Annotated in this window: 13 protein-coding genes; 5 read left to right on the top strand and 8 right to left on the bottom strand. The window is 41.3% G+C overall.

Features of this window, described 5'->3' with window-relative positions; genetic code table 11:
• Positions 1 to 878 precede the first annotated feature (878 nt).
• Both JYB62_RS15200 and JYB62_RS15205 read right to left on the bottom strand, forming a co-directional pair.
• Positions 879 to 2,513 (bottom strand): S8 family peptidase, encoded by a 1,635-nt coding sequence (locus tag JYB62_RS15200; RefSeq protein ID WP_205646265.1) that lies wholly within the window; start codon positions 2,511 to 2,513, stop codon positions 879 to 881.
• A 108-nt stretch (positions 2,514 to 2,621) separates the two neighbouring features.
• A complete protein-coding gene (locus tag JYB62_RS15205) occupies positions 2,622 to 4,010 on the bottom strand; it encodes a short-chain fatty acid transporter (protein WP_205646266.1) in 1,389 nt (462 codons plus the stop codon).
• Between the two features lie 584 nt (positions 4,011 to 4,594).
• On the opposite strand from JYB62_RS15205, the gene JYB62_RS15210 reads away from it, so the two are divergent.
• Positions 4,595 to 5,101: a hypothetical protein gene (locus tag JYB62_RS15210; protein ID WP_205646267.1), complete on the top strand. Its 507-nt coding sequence runs from the start codon at positions 4,595 to 4,597 to the stop codon at positions 5,099 to 5,101.
• A 627-nt stretch (positions 5,102 to 5,728) separates the two neighbouring features.
• Positions 5,729 to 6,241 carry a hypothetical protein gene (locus tag JYB62_RS15215; RefSeq protein ID WP_205646268.1) on the top strand — a complete coding sequence of 171 codons (513 nt, stop codon included), beginning with the start codon at positions 5,729 to 5,731 and terminating at the stop codon, positions 6,239 to 6,241.
• 22 nt (positions 6,242 to 6,263) lie between these two features.
• Here the strand turns inward: JYB62_RS15215 and JYB62_RS15220 are convergent, their stop codons facing one another.
• The 6 genes from JYB62_RS15220 to JYB62_RS15245 all read right to left on the bottom strand — a co-directional run bounded on the left by JYB62_RS15220 (position 6,264) and on the right by JYB62_RS15245 (position 14,842).
• On the bottom strand, positions 6,264 to 7,172 hold the full coding sequence (locus JYB62_RS15220) for an endonuclease/exonuclease/phosphatase family protein (protein ID WP_205646269.1): 909 nt from the start codon (positions 7,170 to 7,172) through the stop codon (positions 6,264 to 6,266).
• 519 nt (positions 7,173 to 7,691) lie between these two features.
• Positions 7,692 to 9,005: an ethanolamine permease gene (gene eat / locus JYB62_RS15225; RefSeq protein ID WP_205646270.1), complete on the bottom strand. Its 1,314-nt coding sequence runs from the start codon at positions 9,003 to 9,005 to the stop codon at positions 7,692 to 7,694.
• Positions 8,986 to 9,747, bottom strand: a complete 762-nt coding sequence (gene eutC, locus JYB62_RS15230; RefSeq protein ID WP_205646271.1) for an ethanolamine ammonia-lyase subunit EutC — start codon at positions 9,745 to 9,747, stop codon at positions 8,986 to 8,988. The genes eat and eutC overlap by 20 nt, the downstream gene beginning before the upstream one ends.
• Positions 9,744 to 11,111, bottom strand: a complete 1,368-nt coding sequence (locus tag JYB62_RS15235) for an ethanolamine ammonia-lyase subunit EutB (protein WP_205646272.1) — start codon at positions 11,109 to 11,111, stop codon at positions 9,744 to 9,746. Before JYB62_RS15235 ends, eutC begins: the two co-directional genes overlap by 4 nt.
• Before the next feature lie 710 nt (positions 11,112 to 11,821).
• Positions 11,822 to 13,285, bottom strand: a complete 1,464-nt coding sequence (locus tag JYB62_RS15240) for a serine hydrolase domain-containing protein (protein WP_205646273.1) — start codon at positions 13,283 to 13,285, stop codon at positions 11,822 to 11,824.
• 171 nt (positions 13,286 to 13,456) lie between these two features.
• On the bottom strand, positions 13,457 to 14,842 hold the full coding sequence (locus tag JYB62_RS15245) for a hypothetical protein (protein WP_205646274.1): 1,386 nt from the start codon (positions 14,840 to 14,842) through the stop codon (positions 13,457 to 13,459).
• 94 nt (positions 14,843 to 14,936) lie between these two features.
• Here JYB62_RS15245 and rbfA point away from each other — a divergent pair, with 94 nt between their 5' ends.
• The 3 genes from rbfA to JYB62_RS15260 all read left to right on the top strand — a co-directional run bounded on the left by rbfA (position 14,937) and on the right by JYB62_RS15260 (position 17,337).
• Positions 14,937 to 15,320, top strand: a complete 384-nt coding sequence (gene rbfA, locus JYB62_RS15250; protein WP_205646275.1) for a 30S ribosome-binding factor RbfA — start codon at positions 14,937 to 14,939, stop codon at positions 15,318 to 15,320.
• Positions 15,321 to 15,332: 12 nt separating this feature from the next.
• On the top strand, positions 15,333 to 16,559 hold the full coding sequence (locus JYB62_RS15255; protein WP_205646276.1) for an FtsX-like permease family protein: 1,227 nt from the start codon (positions 15,333 to 15,335) through the stop codon (positions 16,557 to 16,559).
• A gap of 175 nt (positions 16,560 to 16,734) precedes the next feature.
• Complete coding sequence (locus JYB62_RS15260) at positions 16,735 to 17,337, top strand: hypothetical protein (protein WP_205646277.1); 603 nt, start codon at positions 16,735 to 16,737, stop codon at positions 17,335 to 17,337.
• The last annotated feature ends 57 nt before the right edge of the window (positions 17,338 to 17,394 follow it).

A 17,394-nucleotide genomic window follows, 5' to 3' on the forward strand; every position in this document is an offset into this window, starting at 1 on the left:
TTCAGGGTCGGTGGTTGAAGTCTAGAGGTTTCATACCATGGGTTTCACCCAAGGTTAAAAATGGTTTGACTCTTACAGGGTTATGAAGATGTGGGTATCGAAAGCTTAATTCAGCGCATTAACTTTATTTTGAACCCCTATAAATTTGTCGGGACGCTACGGAAAACAATATACTTTTTTGCTTTAGACAAGAGTGGGTTTGTCTTAAAGTTTTCAATCAATCCTTTTTATGTGATATAAATCTTTTGCTTGTTTTTGATTTCTCCGTCCTTTTTCCTGTAGGTGAAAAAGGACCAAAAAACCCACCGCTGTCCATTTTTGGGTTAAAATCAATTTCCTCCCCACACGTCGGCAAACTCCTCAATTTTGCATTAAATCTTGCCAAATTATGATGTTTAGGATAGCAAAATTTTCGTCAAACAAGCCTCCTAATTAACACCCTCACAATTGATTTCTTAACCCCCAAAATTGGAAGGCGGGTTCAACCTAAAACCTTTAAATATCATATGAAATTTCAATTGGACGATTTGCTTTGAATTGGCCTGAAAATGTCCGAAGGCATTTTCAGGCCAATTCAGGCAAAAGACTCCCGATACCTATCGTGGAGGGGGACTTTTGCCTGCATGCCGGTAGGCAGGGTCTTTCAAAAGTGCCAAACATAGAAAAACCTGTCATTCACTTTTTCTATGTTTGAAGAATATTTAAGACTCATTGTGAAAAAACTATTTATTAGATAGCCTCATGTCTTTGGAAAGTGAATGGGCTTGCAGAAGGTGCCACCAAAAAACAATAACTCTTAGGAGGGGACTTCAAGGTTAAAACCACAAAACCCATCCTGGATCACCAAATGGGTTTTGATGGTTAGCTTGGTTTTGGCTTTACAGACTTGCTTTCCCGTTGGCCACTTGATTGGCCAAGATCAGGGCGTTGTATAGATTGGCGATTTTACCGGAAGAAGAAATCTCTGAGAAGGGTTTCTCTTCTCCTTCGGGTCCACCTACCATTACTTCCATATCCAGCGCAACACCAGACTCCAGGATTATCTTCTTCACCTGAGCGGCAGTAAGGCTAGGATAATACGATCGGATCATGGCAGCCAATCCCGCTACTGCAGGAGCGGCCATGGAGGTGCCGTCCTGAAATTCATAGGCATCATTGGGCATGGTCGATAAGATCTCTTGTCCAGGGGCAAAGATATCCACATATTTCTTTCCATAGTTGGAGAATACAGCGACCATTTCCGATCCCAGCATAGGAGTCAAGGCACCTACCGTCAGATAATTATCGGAAAAGTCTCCAGTTCCTCCATTTGGATGGTCATTCGGGAAACTTGGGTTCTCTGGATCATCCAAATCCATTCCATCATTTCCAGCAGCATGTACAAACAGCACATCTTTGGAAGCGGCATAGTTTAAGGCATCATATACCCATTCGGAATTAGGGGAGAATCCCTTTCCAAAACTTGCATTGATGACCTTGGCTCCATTATCTGCTGCATAGCGAATTGCCAATGCGATGTCCTTATCGTATTCATCTCCATTAGGCACCGCCCGGATAGACATGATTTTGACACGATTCGCGACGCCGTCCACGCCCTTTTTATTGTTTCGGGTAGCAGCGATGATTCCTGCCACATGCGAACCGTGACTTTCCTCTGTATCTCTGATGTTTGGATCCCCATTGCCATAATCCTGATCGGAATAATCATAAGGATCATCTCCTACGGGAGTTCGACCGTTGAAATCCACATTCAGATGATAGTTTACCTGCGTCTCATAATAGTTGATTCCTGCTTGAAGGTCTTTGATCGCATCAGGTACATTTTCTCCCATGCTGATCACCTGCATCAACATCCCTACGGTTCTTTCTTCCTGTACATTCTTAGGCTCATATCCTTGTAGATCGGCTAAGGAATAGTATTCTTTCCCCAAAGCAGTCTTGATATTCTTATCGGCTAAGGTCACCAACGCTTCGATCTGCTTTAGCTGAGGAAGGGCTGCTCTGGCTTCAGGAAGCTTTTCATTGATCTTTTCTTGGGCAGCTGCTTGGTAGGCCTCATCTCCGATTTTCAACCGGACGATTCTCGCCATTTCCATTTGTTCATTGAAGGATTCTCCAAGGAAGTTGTATCCATGGATGTCGTCAATGTATCCATTTCCATCATTATCGATGCCGTCTCCCGGCTTCTCTCCCGGATTGATCCAAAGAACTTCTTGGATATCCTCATGATCCAAGTCAATGCCTGAGTCAATCACGGCCACGATGACTTCCTCTCCTTTCTTCTTTTTCAGGAGTTCCGCATAGGCACGGTCTACGCTCATGCCCGGGATCGTATCTTTCTGTAAATCTAGATGTCCCCAATGTCTGGATTCCTGATCGGTCAGTTCGGCTACTTTGGGGCTGGTGTTGGTATAGCTGATCGGCGGGGCGGTGATTAAGGAGGAGGAAGTACATCCTACGACCATCAGGCCTACTCCCAACCCGGCCAACAGCTGGATTTTGCTTCTAATCATAGTCCAATGTAACGCTCCCAATTGAAAAATGGATTGAAAAACGCTGTTAAAATTGGTGAAGGGAATGTGGTTTTACTTGAGTGGCATTTTGGATGAATCCATGGTTTTTTAAAGTGGTACATAGACCACAATTAATGCCCAGGCAATGAAAAACAGGATAAAAGGGATGAATAAATACCCCATGACGTCCCGTGCCTGGATTTTAATGCCAAGTCCCATAATGGGAAGGATAAGCAGCAAATAGAAGGGCTGTAATGAATTCGTCAAACTTTCCCCAAAAGCGATAGACATGGAGGCTCTAGCAATCATTTTGGTGACTTGGAGTTCAGGAAGCCCTACTCCAAGTTCTTTTACCGCATCGATGACGCTTGGACCGACGACCGCAAACTCTCCTCCTGCAGATGGGATCGCAAAATTGACGATTGCGCCATTGAGAAAAGCCAAGAATGGAAAGCTTTCTATCGTGCCGATGGAGACCATGGCTTTGGTAAGTTCATTTCCTAACCCAGTATATTTCATGATTCCCATGATTCCTGCATAAAAAGGAAACTGAAACAGAATTGCCGAAATATTACTACTGGAGCGTTTCATCACGATTCCATATCGGATGGGGGTTTGATGCAAAAACAGGCCCATCACAATAAAAATAAAAATCATGATGTTCAGGTTGATGTCCAATCCTTTGGTACTGAAATAATAAATGATGTAAACTAGCCCCATCAGCCCGATAACATATTGAAGGATAGGGCTATTGTTTTGTCTATCTGAAAAAGAAATTTCCTTTTGCTTCATACTTTCGGCTTCTTCCAGGATGGTAAGTTCCTGATTTTGAGGTTTTGAGGAAAGCATTTCTTCCAGCCCATTTGATTTTTTTGGAGCTAATAAAAAGAAAAGGAGGGGACCAATGAATAAAGAAAAACCAATAATGGAGATATTTAAAATAGATCCTAAGGTATAAGATGTTGGAATGGTACCAGACAAAACTCCCGCCTCAATTAAGTAGTTATTTTCAGTGTTAAGCAAGAGTGGGATAGTACTTGAAAATCCACTGACCCAAACCCCTCCGGAGAAATAAACACAAGCAATGAGGTAGGGGTAATTGACCCCTTTGATCCGTAAGGCAAGTTCTCTTCCCAGCACGGCAGTAATCACGATCCAACCCCAACTGACGGCACTAAGAATCATTCCAATGAGGATGATGAATGGATAAAGCTGCCTAGGAGTTTGAATGAATTGGGTGAGTTTGGAAAAGAATCGTTTTAGAATGGGAGAGAGGGCGATGGAATAGCCTGTTACCAATAGGAGGGTCATTTGCATACCAAACTCTAAAAGCTGCCAAAACCCTTGGTACCAAGCCGAAAGAGTATCCATAATGGTGGATTCTGTCCATACTAGTGCGGAAACAGCAGTTATGACGGTCAAGACCAACGCAAAAACAAAAGCATTTGGCATATACTTTTTAAATAGGTTGGTGAATTGCTCTCCTAGGTCTCCCATGACACATAACTTTTAAATTAAATGGTATTTGAAACAGTACCTAAAAATCCACTTTTGGATCAAATAGGGATAAAGCGACAGGATGCGATAACTGGTACTATGCTGGTGAAAAATCAACCAACAAAAATAAATCTCATTTGGAGTAGGAATAAATGCTTTCTCAATCCTGAGTAGGTATTGGAAAAGAATTCAGCAAAGTGGTTGGCTTAGTAGAACTTAATGAAAGGAAACGTAGATCAATATAAAGCTCATTACATCGAATGTTTCATGTATTAATCCTATCTATTGCATTCAATATCGGTAAAATATGAAAGAGTTCCATACCCAATACTGGATAAATGCTACTTTTAAATGTCGAAGCTTGATCTAGGTAGCCCTGAGGTTAAACTTTTAGAATGACCTTGAATTCTAAGTTTAAGGAAGAGAATTCTCTTTTGTTGATTGAGCTATTTGAATGCATGTTTCTCAAACTCAGATTTTACCAAAAAAACCTTCGGTCACAGCTTTTGCAATAATCAATAAAAAAGATTTTTGATTTAGGATTTTCTGGGAGTGAAGCAAGGTGATAGTTGGTAAATTAAAGTATGAAATCTTACCTATACCTCCTTTTTTGTGCTTTACTATTCTCATGTACCGATAAAGATGAAGTAGAACCGGACGTTCCAGGTATTGAAAATATTGTGGGGAGCTATACAGGTTCTTTATTCCATGATGTCATTAAGATTAATGAAACATTTGATACAACCTATACAGTAAATGGAGTCCGACCCGTTGTAGCTTTTAATGATCAAGAACAGATAGTCACCATACAAATTCTGAATACGGGAAGATATATTTTGCCCGAATTAAAATATAAAGTCAGAAAAATAGAGAATTTAGAACCATTGAAAATAGTTGATGTTTATCTGGAGCTACTAAACACGAATGAATACCGAATGAAAGCAAGTCCTAATCAGATAGACACACCTGTTTTTAGGATTTGGCCAAAAAACAGCCTTATTAGACCAGAATTATTACAATTTGAAATTTTTCTAAGAAGTCAGGATCCTGATAGCGTGTATAATATTTCTGTTATTGGAGTGAAAAATTAATTACGCCTCATCATTCCATTTTATTCCCCCCCCATCAAAGGAAAGATAGGAAGACTTAACTGGATTAGACTAAGTAGGCGGGAGGGAAAGTCGCACCAGCGAGGCAGGGGATGGGATGCGGGTAGAAGCTTTGGTGGCGACTAGGCCTTTTGGTACTTTTGGGCTATGGCAAAAGTACATAAAGAGTGAATAAAATTAATTTTAAATGGTCGAGGTCTATCTTAAATTTTTGGGAAATAAATCTGTGCTCAACGAATATTTTTCTGTGTAATTGGTCCTAATCTGGGTGTAGTTTGTCCTGAACTAGGTGTAGTCCTCGACAGTTGTCGGGATAAACTACACCCTCATATCCTTATCAATTTGCAATTGGGCTTAAATTTTCACAAATAATCCAATTCAATCAACCCCTTAAATCTTGTATAATTTTTTGCACTTGAATACGTGTAATCCTCATCATTTCGAGGAAAACTCCATGATGGTATTATTTAATCGAATTTCAAATTCTAAAATAGAAAGGGATTTTACCAAAAAAACCTTCGGTCACAGCTTTTGCAAAAATCAATAAAGAAGATTTTTGATTTAGGATTTTCTGGGAGTGAAGCAAGGTGATAGTTGGTAAATTAAAGTATGAAATCTTACCTATACCTCCTTTGTTGTGCACTTTTACTTTCATGCAGCAATAGTGATAAAGTGGAAATAGAACCTAGGAGTCCAAATATTTCAGGTATTGTTGGGACCTATTTAGGCACGCTTCAACATGATGTCTTTAAGAAAAATACGGGCATTTATGAGGTAGGTGATACTACCTACAAAGTTGATGGATTCAAAACAATAGTCACTTACGAGAACCAAGAGGTCACTCTCAAATTCCCTATATCTGGAGATTATATTTTGCCCGAATTAAAATATAAAGTCAAAAGAATCGAGGAGAGTTTTAGCTTAACTGATGTTTACATAGAACTGTTTACAACCGATGAATACAGAATGAGAGCTAAGACAAATCAAGTAGTTTTTCCTGCCTTTAGAATCTGGGACGGTACTGGCAGTATCAATGGATCTTCAGGGGTAGAATTGAATATTTTTCTAAGAAGCCAGGATCCTGATAGTGTTTATAATATTATTATTCAAGGAAGGCAATGATAGGGTGCTTGATAGGGACTGATTATTCTTTTTTATTCACCTGAAATACCGCCATTACAGGAAAATGATCCGAAAGTGTTTCGCGCGCTCCATGATTAAAAATTTCTACCTGGGAACAGGTTTTAGCAAGTGATGGGCTGGCCAAAATGTAATCGATCCGAACTCGGTTCTGGATAATGCTTTCGGCGGTTTGATCGTATAATCCAATCAATGCCGGGGTAGGGAAAGTAAAACTTGCTTCCAGATCTGCTTTTCCCAAACTCACATCAATGGCTGGAATGGATAAGAATTCTGACATGGGTGCATAATCAAATTCCCCCATTCGCAAATTGGAATACTTTTCATTTTTCTCATTCGCCATCTTGTTTTTAAGCGCTGTTTTCGGTTCCATCCAATACGCATCCAGAGGAGAATGGGAGTTGAAATCTCCCAGGATAATGTAAGAGTCTGTGGATAACTCCTGAATTCTGGATTTGATCTGCTGGGCTTCTTGCAAGCGGATATTGGCGTCGGATGGTGATAAATGTACTACAAAGAAATCTATCCCATACGTCTGGACGTGAAGCAGCCCATGCCAGAAGTTATCCACATTCTTTTCGATCAAAATAATAGGTTCCTTTGATGTGAGGGCAGTTGGATAGCCTTTTTCCTTTAAAATCTGTACATAGGGATGCCCCCATTGAGCTGCGTCTTTTTTGAGTTTATCCACATCATAATCGCAAAGCTCCTGTAAGGCCAAAACATCTGGATTTTGTTCTTTTACCCATTGGATCAGGCGCTCATTTCGAGCAGTATCCTTTCCCCAATCGAAGCCATTCCAGATATTATAGGTCATGACTTTGAGGTCTTTGTTGGCTTGCTGGGAGAATGTGGATAAGTGTGTTCCAAAAATCAAAAAAGTAAAAAATAGAAAATGGATAAGGATGCGCATGCTGCTAATCGAGGGGTTTTATGATATCCCAAAAATTGGAAATACTGCTTACTTAGGAAAGTGTTTTTAGAAAAGTTTTCGATGAGGATTACCTCTAATCTGGTTGTGGTTCTCGAAAGTTGTCGGGAGCAACTACACCTAGGTAAAGAACCTTTTTTGAATATCAGGAGAATCAAAAAGTATCTCGCGATACCTAAAAAGAATCAACAGAGACGCTTAATAGGTCTTAATAGATACTCAAAGAATCAATCGACATTCAAAAAGAATGTCGGGAGATACAAAAAGAGTCTCGATTGAAGCAAAAAGAATCAAGCGAGATATGAAAAGAATCTCCGGTAATACTCAGAGAGTCTCGGGAGATATAAAACGAATCTCCGTTGATACTCAAAGAATCTCGCGAGATTCTTTTTACCCCTCCCCCCCAGTCCATATACCCCCAGGGGGTGGGTGCCACTAGGGGGAAGGGGGGTAAAGCTATTTTAGGACAAGGCACTAAACCCAGCATTGGGTATTTTTTAATTAGTTATTTCGTTGATACCATCGAAAACTCACATACCCAAATCCTACCAATCCCCAGAAAATAGCCATTAAGGTCAGGTTATAAATACTCATGGCCACCATGGCGACAATCGCAATCACTAAAGCGATGGCGGGGAAATAAGGAAAGGCCGGAACCCGAAAAGGACGCTCCAAGTCCGCATGATTTTTACGCAAGGCAAAAAAGGCAATCATCGACACGATGTATAAGGTCAAAGCCCCGAAACAGGCGATGGTGATGATTTCACCGGTTTTACCTGTCAGCAAGGCCAAAATCCCGATGCCCATATTTACGATCAGGGCGTTCACCGGAGTCTTGGTCTTGGAATGGACTTTTCCTACAAATGGCGTCACATAGCGCTCGCGTCCCAGTTCCAAGGTGGATCTTCCAGCTGCCAGGATAATCCCATGAAAGGAGGCCACCAAGCCAAACAACCCCACCGTAATTAGCAAATGGTAGAGAATATTGCTTTCGCCTACAATCTTGGCCAAGGCTAAGGGAAGGGGAGAGTCGGAGGGTTCCATGCTACCTGGAGGATAGACGATGGCTTCCCAGCCAGCCACCCCGATGGAGGAGGTAAAGGTCAGCAAACATAAAATCACCAGGGTCAGCAAGGCGGAACCGAAACCGATCAGGATATTGCGCTGTGGGTTTTTGGCTTCTTCGGCTACATTGGCCACGCCTTCGATCGCCAAAAAAAACCAGATCGCAAATGGAATGGCTGCAAAAGCGCCGCCCCAGCCGTTGGGAAGGGCATTTTGGCTTAGATTCTCAAATTTGAATTCGGTAAAACTCACCCCAGAAAAAAGCAGGAGTTCGGCTACTGCGATAATAGTAATGATCAGTTCGAAGTAAGCCGCAAACTTCACCCCAGAGATATTGATTCCTGTAAAAATAAGGTAGGCCGTAATCGCAATCGTGGTGATGCTGATCTCTGGGAAAAACACGTTGAAATAGGCGCCGATGGCTGCGGCGATAGCGGGTGGAGCAAAGATAAACTCGATACTTTGAGCCATTCCGGCCAAAAATCCCCAGTTTTTACCCAATCCCAGCCTAGCATAATCAAAAGCACCTCCGGCTTTGGGAATGGCACAGGCCATCTCCGTGTAGCTAAAGGTAAATGTAACATACATGATGATGATAAATAGGGTGGCAACAGCCAATCCCAGGGTGCCTCCTTCCGCCAACCCGAGGTTCCAGCCGAAGTACATTCCCGAAATCACATAACCTACGCCAAGCCCCCAAAGCATAAATGGCCCGAGCGTACGTTTTAATTCAGTTTTTTCCTGATTCATTGTTCAATAGATGGTGGTCAAAAGTATCCTTCAAGTGGACACCGGATAGTTTTAGTCTCAGAGCCTCTGAGGTTAAAAAAGCGAGTTTCTCTGCTGCATAGGCATAGGGCAAACCGCCTGTTCTGATATTGGAAATACAGTTTCGTTTTTCGTCTGTATTTCCTGCTTTTGGGTTGTATGTCAAATAAATCCCCATGCTATACGGGGAACTCAAACCGGGTCTTTCCCCGATCAAAATAATGGATAGTTCACTGGAAAATAATTCTCCTATTTCATCACTGATGGCCACTCTTCCTTGTTTCACAATGGAAAGGGGAGAAAGGGAATAGCCTGATAGTTTGGGTAACAATTCCTTCAAAAATGGCATGGCATGCAAGGCAATTGCCTGCGCACTGAGCCCATCTGCCAAGATGATGGAAAGATCGGATGGAGCCAATTTTAAATTCTGGATGGCTTGTTTGGAATGTTCATCCAATTTTCTGCCCAAATCAGGCCTTTTGATATAGCTTTCCCGGTTTTCGGCTTGGCTTTGCAAAATCAGGTTTTTCAGCTTGAGTTTTTGGAGTCCTTGTTCCAGATGAGGGATGTCCAATTCGGTCCAAACCGCATCTTTAGCTAGGGCATGGTCCCTTCGGAATTGGAGCAATTCTTGGGTTTTGAGGCTTCCGCCCGTTCTTCCCAAGGCAATTCGGGCATCGGTAAAGGCTTTAAGTTTTTCCCAGGGGTTGGTTTCTTCACTCATAGCTTTAGCAATTTATTTCCCTGAACGTCCAAGACTTTTCCCGTAGCGTCGATCAGATTCATTTTAAGCAGCCACTCGTCAAATTCCGGGGCTCTCTTGAGTCCTAACACCTGTCGGATGTAGAGTTGATCGTGGAAGGAAGTACTTTGATAATTGAGCATCACATCGTCGGCACCAGGGATTCCCATGATAAAGTTGCATCCTGCCACGCCCAATAAGGTCAGCAGGTTATCCATGTCATCCTGATCCGCATCGATATGGTTGGTATAGCAGATATCGCAACCCATGGGAAGGCCCATGAGTTTGCCACAGAAATGATCTTCCAATCCAGCTCGGATGACTTGCTTTCCATCATATAAATATTCCGGACCGATAAATCCCACGACGGTATTGACTAGCAGCGGCTTGAATTTTCTTGCAACTGCATAGGCACGAACTTCACAGGTTTGTTGATCTACGCCATGGTGTGCATTGGCAGAATGTGCACTTCCCTGGCCTGTTTCGAAGTACATGAAATTATCCCCGATGCTTCCTCGATTCAGCCCTTTGCCTGCCTGATAGGCTTCTTCGAGGGTATCCAAGCTGAATCCAAAACTGGTATTGGTTGCCTCTGTGCCTCCAATGGATTGAAAAATCAGATCTACAGGTGCTTTTCTTGCGATAAGTTCCAAGGTAGTGGTGACATGAGAAAGGATACAGGATTGAGTGGGAATATCATATTGCAGCCGGAGCTTTTCCAGCATTTCTAGCAATCGAAGGGTAGTCTCTGCAGAATCCGAAACAGGATTGATTCCGATCACCGCATCGCCTACTCCATAGAGCAATCCGTCGATGGTGCTCGCCATGATTCCTTTGGCATCGTCGGTGGCATGATTGGGTTGAAGTCTTGTGGAAAAGTGGCCTTTGAGACCTAGGGTATTTCTGAATTTGCTGATGACTCTGATTTTGGAAGCGGCTAAGATCAGATCTTGGTTGGCCATGATTTTACTGACAGCGGCCACCATTTCTGGAGTCAGGCCTGGACTGATCTGAGCGATTTTTTCCCCATCGGTTTGGTAATCCAACAGCCAATTTCTAAAATCCCCAACCGTCATATGAGAAATGGGTTGAAAGGCTTTGTGATCAAGACTATCCTGAACCAATCGGGATACTGCATCTATTTCGGACGGGATTACCTCTTCGGATAGGAAAAGCTTGAGAGGCAGGTCAGCCAATACGAGTTTGGCGGCCACCCGTTCCTTTTCAGTGGAAGCAGCCAAACCTGCCAGTTGATCCCCGGATTTTTCTGGGGAAGCCTTTGCTAAAACGGTTTTCAGATCGGGAAAAGAATAAGAAAAATTGCCGATGGTATGCTGGTAAACCATGTAATCAAAATGGGGATTTATTTCAAGTTTTCCAATGGAAATGTGATTTTGATAAGGATTTGTGAATTGGTGAGGTATAAAAATAAATTGATTTGATATCGTCATTGCGAGGGAAGCACGATCGAAGCAATCTCGGTTTATTAATACTGGATTGCTTCGTTTCACTCGCAATGACGATCAGTGCTAATCGCCTTGAAATGGCTGGTGACGGGGATTGGAGTCAATAAGCGTTTAGAAAATCGGCTAGTTCCGAACTTGTTCGGAAATCCGCTGATTTTTAGCGTTTGACCCAATCTGTCAGAAAATGTCCGAAGGCATTTTCAAGCCAATTCAGGCAAAAGACTTTTGGACACTTTTGGTCTTTCAAAAGTGTCAAACTTTGTAAAATCTTTCTTATCCTTTTTATGTTTGAAGAATATTGAAAACTCAGCCTGACTTAAGTTGGTAGTAGGTAATTGTCTAATTTATAATTTGGTCAAAAGGAATTCTACTTTGTTTGATTAGATAAACCTTCCTCCTATGTCCTTTTGTCTTGATACAAAAGGACGAAAAAATCAAGATTTGGCAAAGCTTCAACCGCACTAGTCCCCCGCACCCTCGCTGCCAAATCCTCCCACCGCGCCGACAAAAAATCTATTTCTTATTGGAATATTACTTTAGCTAGTTAAAATTTTAAGAATACCTTGAAGCATTCATTACAATGGAAATACTTAATCCTCTTTATAAAACTGAAAACTTCCTCCCCAGAGCATTCCAACAGGGTTTTCGGAAGGCTGGAATTTCACTCGGTCACCAGTGGTCAAGTCTACAAAATCAGTTTCTGAAGTAGGGGAGAGTAGATTTTCGTCGCCATTGTTAGGATCGTAAACGAAGATGTGTTTTCCTTTGACGCTTACTTCCACCACATAACTTTCGATTCCATTCAAAGGTCTATCCAATTGATAGGACCCGGCAAGTTGCTTCAGTTGTTCCTGAGATAAATCAACGAGTTCTATCTCACCTGCATTTCTCAAATTCATTTTGTAATAGTGAGATATGCCCCGTAATATTTCTGACATCAACCGTACTCCCTGATCCGCACTTGTCATTACAATAATGGCATCTCCCTGATCTGCATAACCCATCATGTCATTGCTGAAGCCTGCATTTTTCCCACCATGTGCAAAGACGACTTTCCCATCGCGTTCCCCTAAAGCTGGTCCTAACCCCCAATGGTTTTTGTGTTCGGTGAGCATTTGATCTACTATCACCTTAGATAGGACCCCATCGGTTTTACTGGCTCGAATGGCTTGAATTTCCAGGTAATATTTGGCCAAATCAGAGGGTGTAGTCCAAAGTCCGGCCGCTGCTTGTTCCGGGTAATTATGATACAATCCGTCAATTAGTTTTCCTTCATTATCATATGCAGCACTGAAATTGACTTGATAATTTTGAGGGAGTGGTTGGCCGAAAGTACTATGGTTCATTCCGATAGGCTTTAACACATTTTCCGCTAAAAATACATCCAAGGGTTGCCCTGAAACATCTTCCACAGCTTTCTCCATGACGGTATATCCACCTCCTGAGTACCTCCAAATGCTTCCTGGAATGGTATCCACAAAGATCGCCGGCGTATTGCCCTTTCCTTCCAAAACGGTAATAATATCAGGGAAGGTGTCAGTTTGGGTATAGCCTGGGAAACCATGAACGGTCATACCTGCGGTATGCGTCAACAGTCTTTCAAGTGTTACTTTTTCAGTTTCGGTAAATTGATTTTCCGGTACTTTCCAGCCTTGAAGGTAGGTGTTGATATCTTCATTCAATTCCATTTTTCCTTCTTGCACCAATTTAAGTGCTCCCAAGGCAGCAAGGGGTTTACTGATGGAACCCGCTTGAAAAATGGTTTCGGTAGTCACGGAATCTCCGCTTTTAGTATTGGCAATGCCATAACCTTTGGCCCAATGTAGCTTTCCATCTTTTACTACGGCGATACTTACCCCTGGAACATGATAGTGTTCCATCCGCTCATAGATGTTCATTTTCTGAATGGAATCTCCTTTGACCACAAAAGGCGGAATCAGACCGTTTTCTATGGCTGAAATTTCATTTTGGATGGGATCAGTTTGAGTTTCTTGATTTCCGCAAGAAAATAAGAGGAAGCATAAAAGCGTAATAAGGTAGGATAGACTTTTCATTCTGGATGGGTTATTTGATGAAGAAGGTACTAGAATCCTTTAAAAAATTTGAATGGGCTATTTCATCCAAGACAAATAGAAGACCTAAACAAAGCTTTATCAGAACTTTAAATATAGAGGGGTTTACGTTTAATGATAAAAAAGCAACTGATGATAGGGTAGGGTAGTTGTCTATTTTAAAATAAAGATTCCTTTCCCTTGAGGTTGGTAATGCCTACTCAACTCAGGAAAATCATTTAAAATGGACTGGAAAAGCCCTTCTTGATCCAGGATGATTTCCGGCTGCTGATGTTGCAGCATTTGATAAAGTTTGGCTTTTTCGGGAATATCCCTGTCTTGGTCAAGATACAGTTTACTCAATTCGAAATTGAGAAACGGACCTCCTAATTTAGCATGTTGATAACCCGAAATATCCGGCCCTAGTATCATAATTTCCTTCCCCTCCAACGAATTATCTGCCTGTTCAGAAACGAAATAGGCAGCGTTATCCACGTTGAATTGCCAATACCACCAGGCAAATGCCGGTAAGCCCAAGATCAACAAGTAAAAGGCAATATTTGGGACAATTCCTCTTCGTACATGAAGAAAAAACTGTGTAATCAAATAGGAAAGTCCGGGAACAAAAATGATGAGCTGGAAGCCCGCTTGATTTTTAATAAGTAGGAAATCAGAAGCCGCAAAAATTAGCCCTAAAATGATTAATTGTCTTTGTTTTTGCTGGTTGATGGTAGATCCTTTTAGTACAGCTCCCAAGAAATAGCCCACTAAGGATAGCAGGATAGGGAAAGATCCAATGATTAACCAACTCCAATAAGATTGGAAAAGAACGCTCGAAGATTTAAATATCAGTGGCCAAATATCTATAGCTTCCTGAAGCCCGTCATTCCAATAATAGAACACTGCTATTAGAAGAATAGGTAAGAAATATCCAACCAGTGAAAGCATAAGTTGGCGGAAGGAAAAGCCACTGATGGCGATCCCAGTCAGGATCATATACGGTAAGAAAAAGACGTAACTTGGATGAAATCCTGCCGCTAGACCTCCATAAATACCGATCAAGAGGGTGGATTCACTGGTTTCTTTTTGAAGCACCGTTTGGGAAAACAATTGTCCTAATGCCAAAATCAAAAATGTACTTCCCAGCATGGCAGGGTTTAAAGAAAGCATATCGAATGAGAAATGAAAAAGTGCTGCCATGATCATCGCAGGCAAATAAGTGTTCTCATCAAAAACCCGGTATTTAATTAAGATGGTATTCCAATAAATGATCTGAAACAAAATGAAAATTCTACCGATTAACTCATAGGCTAACGGACTTCTTCCAAGGATAAAATCAACAATTGTAAAAAATCCCGCTGAAAGTGGCCCGGTATTATCAATGATGTCTTGATATAGGAAATAACCTTGTCCAAGCCTTTCACCTAACACCATCCAGGAAAGTTGGAGTGTAGTAAGCGGGAAAGGATCCCAAATCAGAAATATGGCAGTAAGTAAAAGCAAGTAAATCGCTAAACCTACGAGTCTGAAAGGGTCATTAACTTTGAAAAATCTAAGCAAGATGTCTGGAAAATTGAGTTTGTATTGGGTAGTCTAAGCCCGAAATTAAAGGTTGCCCAACTATTTCGCTAAATTTGTACCACAAATACTTCACATGGAAAGTAAAAGACAACAAAAATACGCCAAATTGATCCAAAAAGAGCTTGGAGATATCTTTCAAAAAGACGCCAAGCATCTTGTAGGGAAAGCAATGATCACCATCACTCACGTTTTGGTCAGCCCTGACTTGGGTTTTGCAAAAGTATACTTAAGCTTTTTGCTCACAGACCCGGATGCAACTTATAAGTTGATCAATGAACACAAAAAAGAAATCAGGCATCAATTGGCTAAAAGAATCGGAAAGTCAGTCCGCATCATTCCTGAGATCGCATTTTTCCCGGATGACTCTGCTTCCTATGCCCAGCATATGGACAAGGTCATTTCAGATTTGAATATTCCGGAGGCTCCAGAAGAGGAAGACGAAGATTCAGAGGATTAATTCTTAAGGCTATTGACACTTAGTTTCTTCATAGCGCGCCGATATTTTCGCAGTAAGAAAAAGCGAAATTTTATCACGATCCTGTCCACCATTTCTATGGTGGGAGTAGCTGTGGGGACCATGGCATTGGTAATCGTGATGTCGGTGTTTAATGGCTTGGAGGATTTAATCCGTAGTCTTTTTGTAAGCTTTGATGCGGAATTAAAGATTGAAGTCGCTGAGGGGAAAAGTTTTGAAGTAACGGAAGACTGGTTAGATAGTATTAGGTCTTTGGAAGGAGTGGAGGTCTTGACAGAGGTGATTGAAGATAATGCCTTGTTTGATTACAATGGAAATCAAATTGTGGCAAGATTGAAAGGGGTTTCTGATAATTTCTTGGATCAGGGTAGGTTTACAAATGGCTATTTTTGGGGGGATACTACCTTGGGAACAGATTTGAGACCGGCTGCGATTTTAGGAAGAGGGGTTGGTTTTTTTCTTTCGGTCAACTTGAATGATGTCATTGTTCCATTAAAAGTCTTCTATCCCAAGGCTCCTAGATCTGCAGCATCCATTGACCCAAATCAATTGTATTCTTCGGCAATCTTGGATCCAGTTGCCTTTTTCAGTATAGAGCGTCAGTTTGATGATGAGTACGTGATTGCTCCGCTGGAATTCGCAAAAAATCTTTTGAATTATGGAAATAGAAGGACCTCATTGGAAATCAAAGTGGAAGAAAGCTATTCTATTAACTCTGTTCAATCTAGCTTAAAAGAATTACTAGGTCCGAAATTTTTGGTCAAAAATACAGATGAGCAACATGCGGGATTATTACGAACGGTGAAGTTGGAAAAGCTTTTCGTCTTTCTCACCTTGACTTTTATTTTGGCCATTGCGTCATTTAACATCTTTTTTTCATTGAGTATGCTGGCCATTGAGAAGAAAAAGGATATTGCCGTTTTAAAAGCCATGGGAGCTCCTGATAAATTGATCAGAAGGATTTTCCTGAAGCAAGGGGCATTGATTGCTTTGAGTGGAGCTATTATCGGATTGATTTTGGGGTTTTTGATTTGTCTGGCACAAGAAAAATTCGGACTGGTATCCTTGGGGATTTCATCGGCCGTGATCGACTCCTATCCTATAAAAATAGCCTGGACAGACTTTATTTGGATAAGCTTGGCTGTTATTGGAATTACTTTATCGGCTAGCTATAGGCCTGCATTTATCGCATCCAAAGTGGATACAGTGAAGGAACTGTAATGTTCCTTTTTCATAAACATGAATTAATCCTTATTAATCTGTTGAAAATCAGTGTTTAATACTGAATTTTCAATGTTAGTTAAAAAGAGGATCAAAAAAATCGTGTTATTTTTGCCTCGAGGCATGTTTATTGAAGCCCCGATATCAATCCCCCAATTTGTAAATTAAATACCCAATGTTAAAAGTATTGACCCTTTGTAGTTTGATGATGTTGTTTGTTGGACTTGGAAATCTAGCTCAAGCACAAGGCAGTTCCTCAGATCAGGGATCTCTAAACGGTGGCACGATCGATAGTCAATTTGATTATATCTACAATGTGTCCAATAATTACCAGGAATATAAGGTCGTTAAACGGACCAATCTGGATAAGTTAAAGTCTAATATTTTGGATTCCATGAGAACTATGAGACAGGAAGTACTGGATCTTAAAACCCAGATTTCCAGTCAAAAAGACTCGATTGGCACCATGAATACGGTATTATTGCAGGTAGAAGCAGATAAAGAAGAGGCCATTGCAGCCAAAGACAATTTCACCTTTTTTGGCATTGGCATCCATAAAGGAGTCTACAGTTCTATGATGTGGCTTTTGGTGGCAATCTTGGCTGTTGCGCTGGCATTTTTCTCCATGCAATATTTGAGAAGTTTTAAAAAAATCAAGAAAGCCCAAAAGGATTTAGCGGAAGTTCAGGAAGAATTTGACTCCCACAGAAAAAATACCTTGGAACGCGAACGAAAGTTAAAGCGTGAATTGGTTGATGCTCAGATGGGCAAAAAGTAGAAAAATACTACATAATGAATTTTGACCTTCCCATGGGTTAAAAACTGAGTTTTTCGG

It is taken from the genome of Algoriphagus lutimaris, assembly GCF_017051705.1.
Lineage (GTDB): Bacteria > Bacteroidota > Bacteroidia > Cytophagales > Cyclobacteriaceae > Algoriphagus > Algoriphagus lutimaris.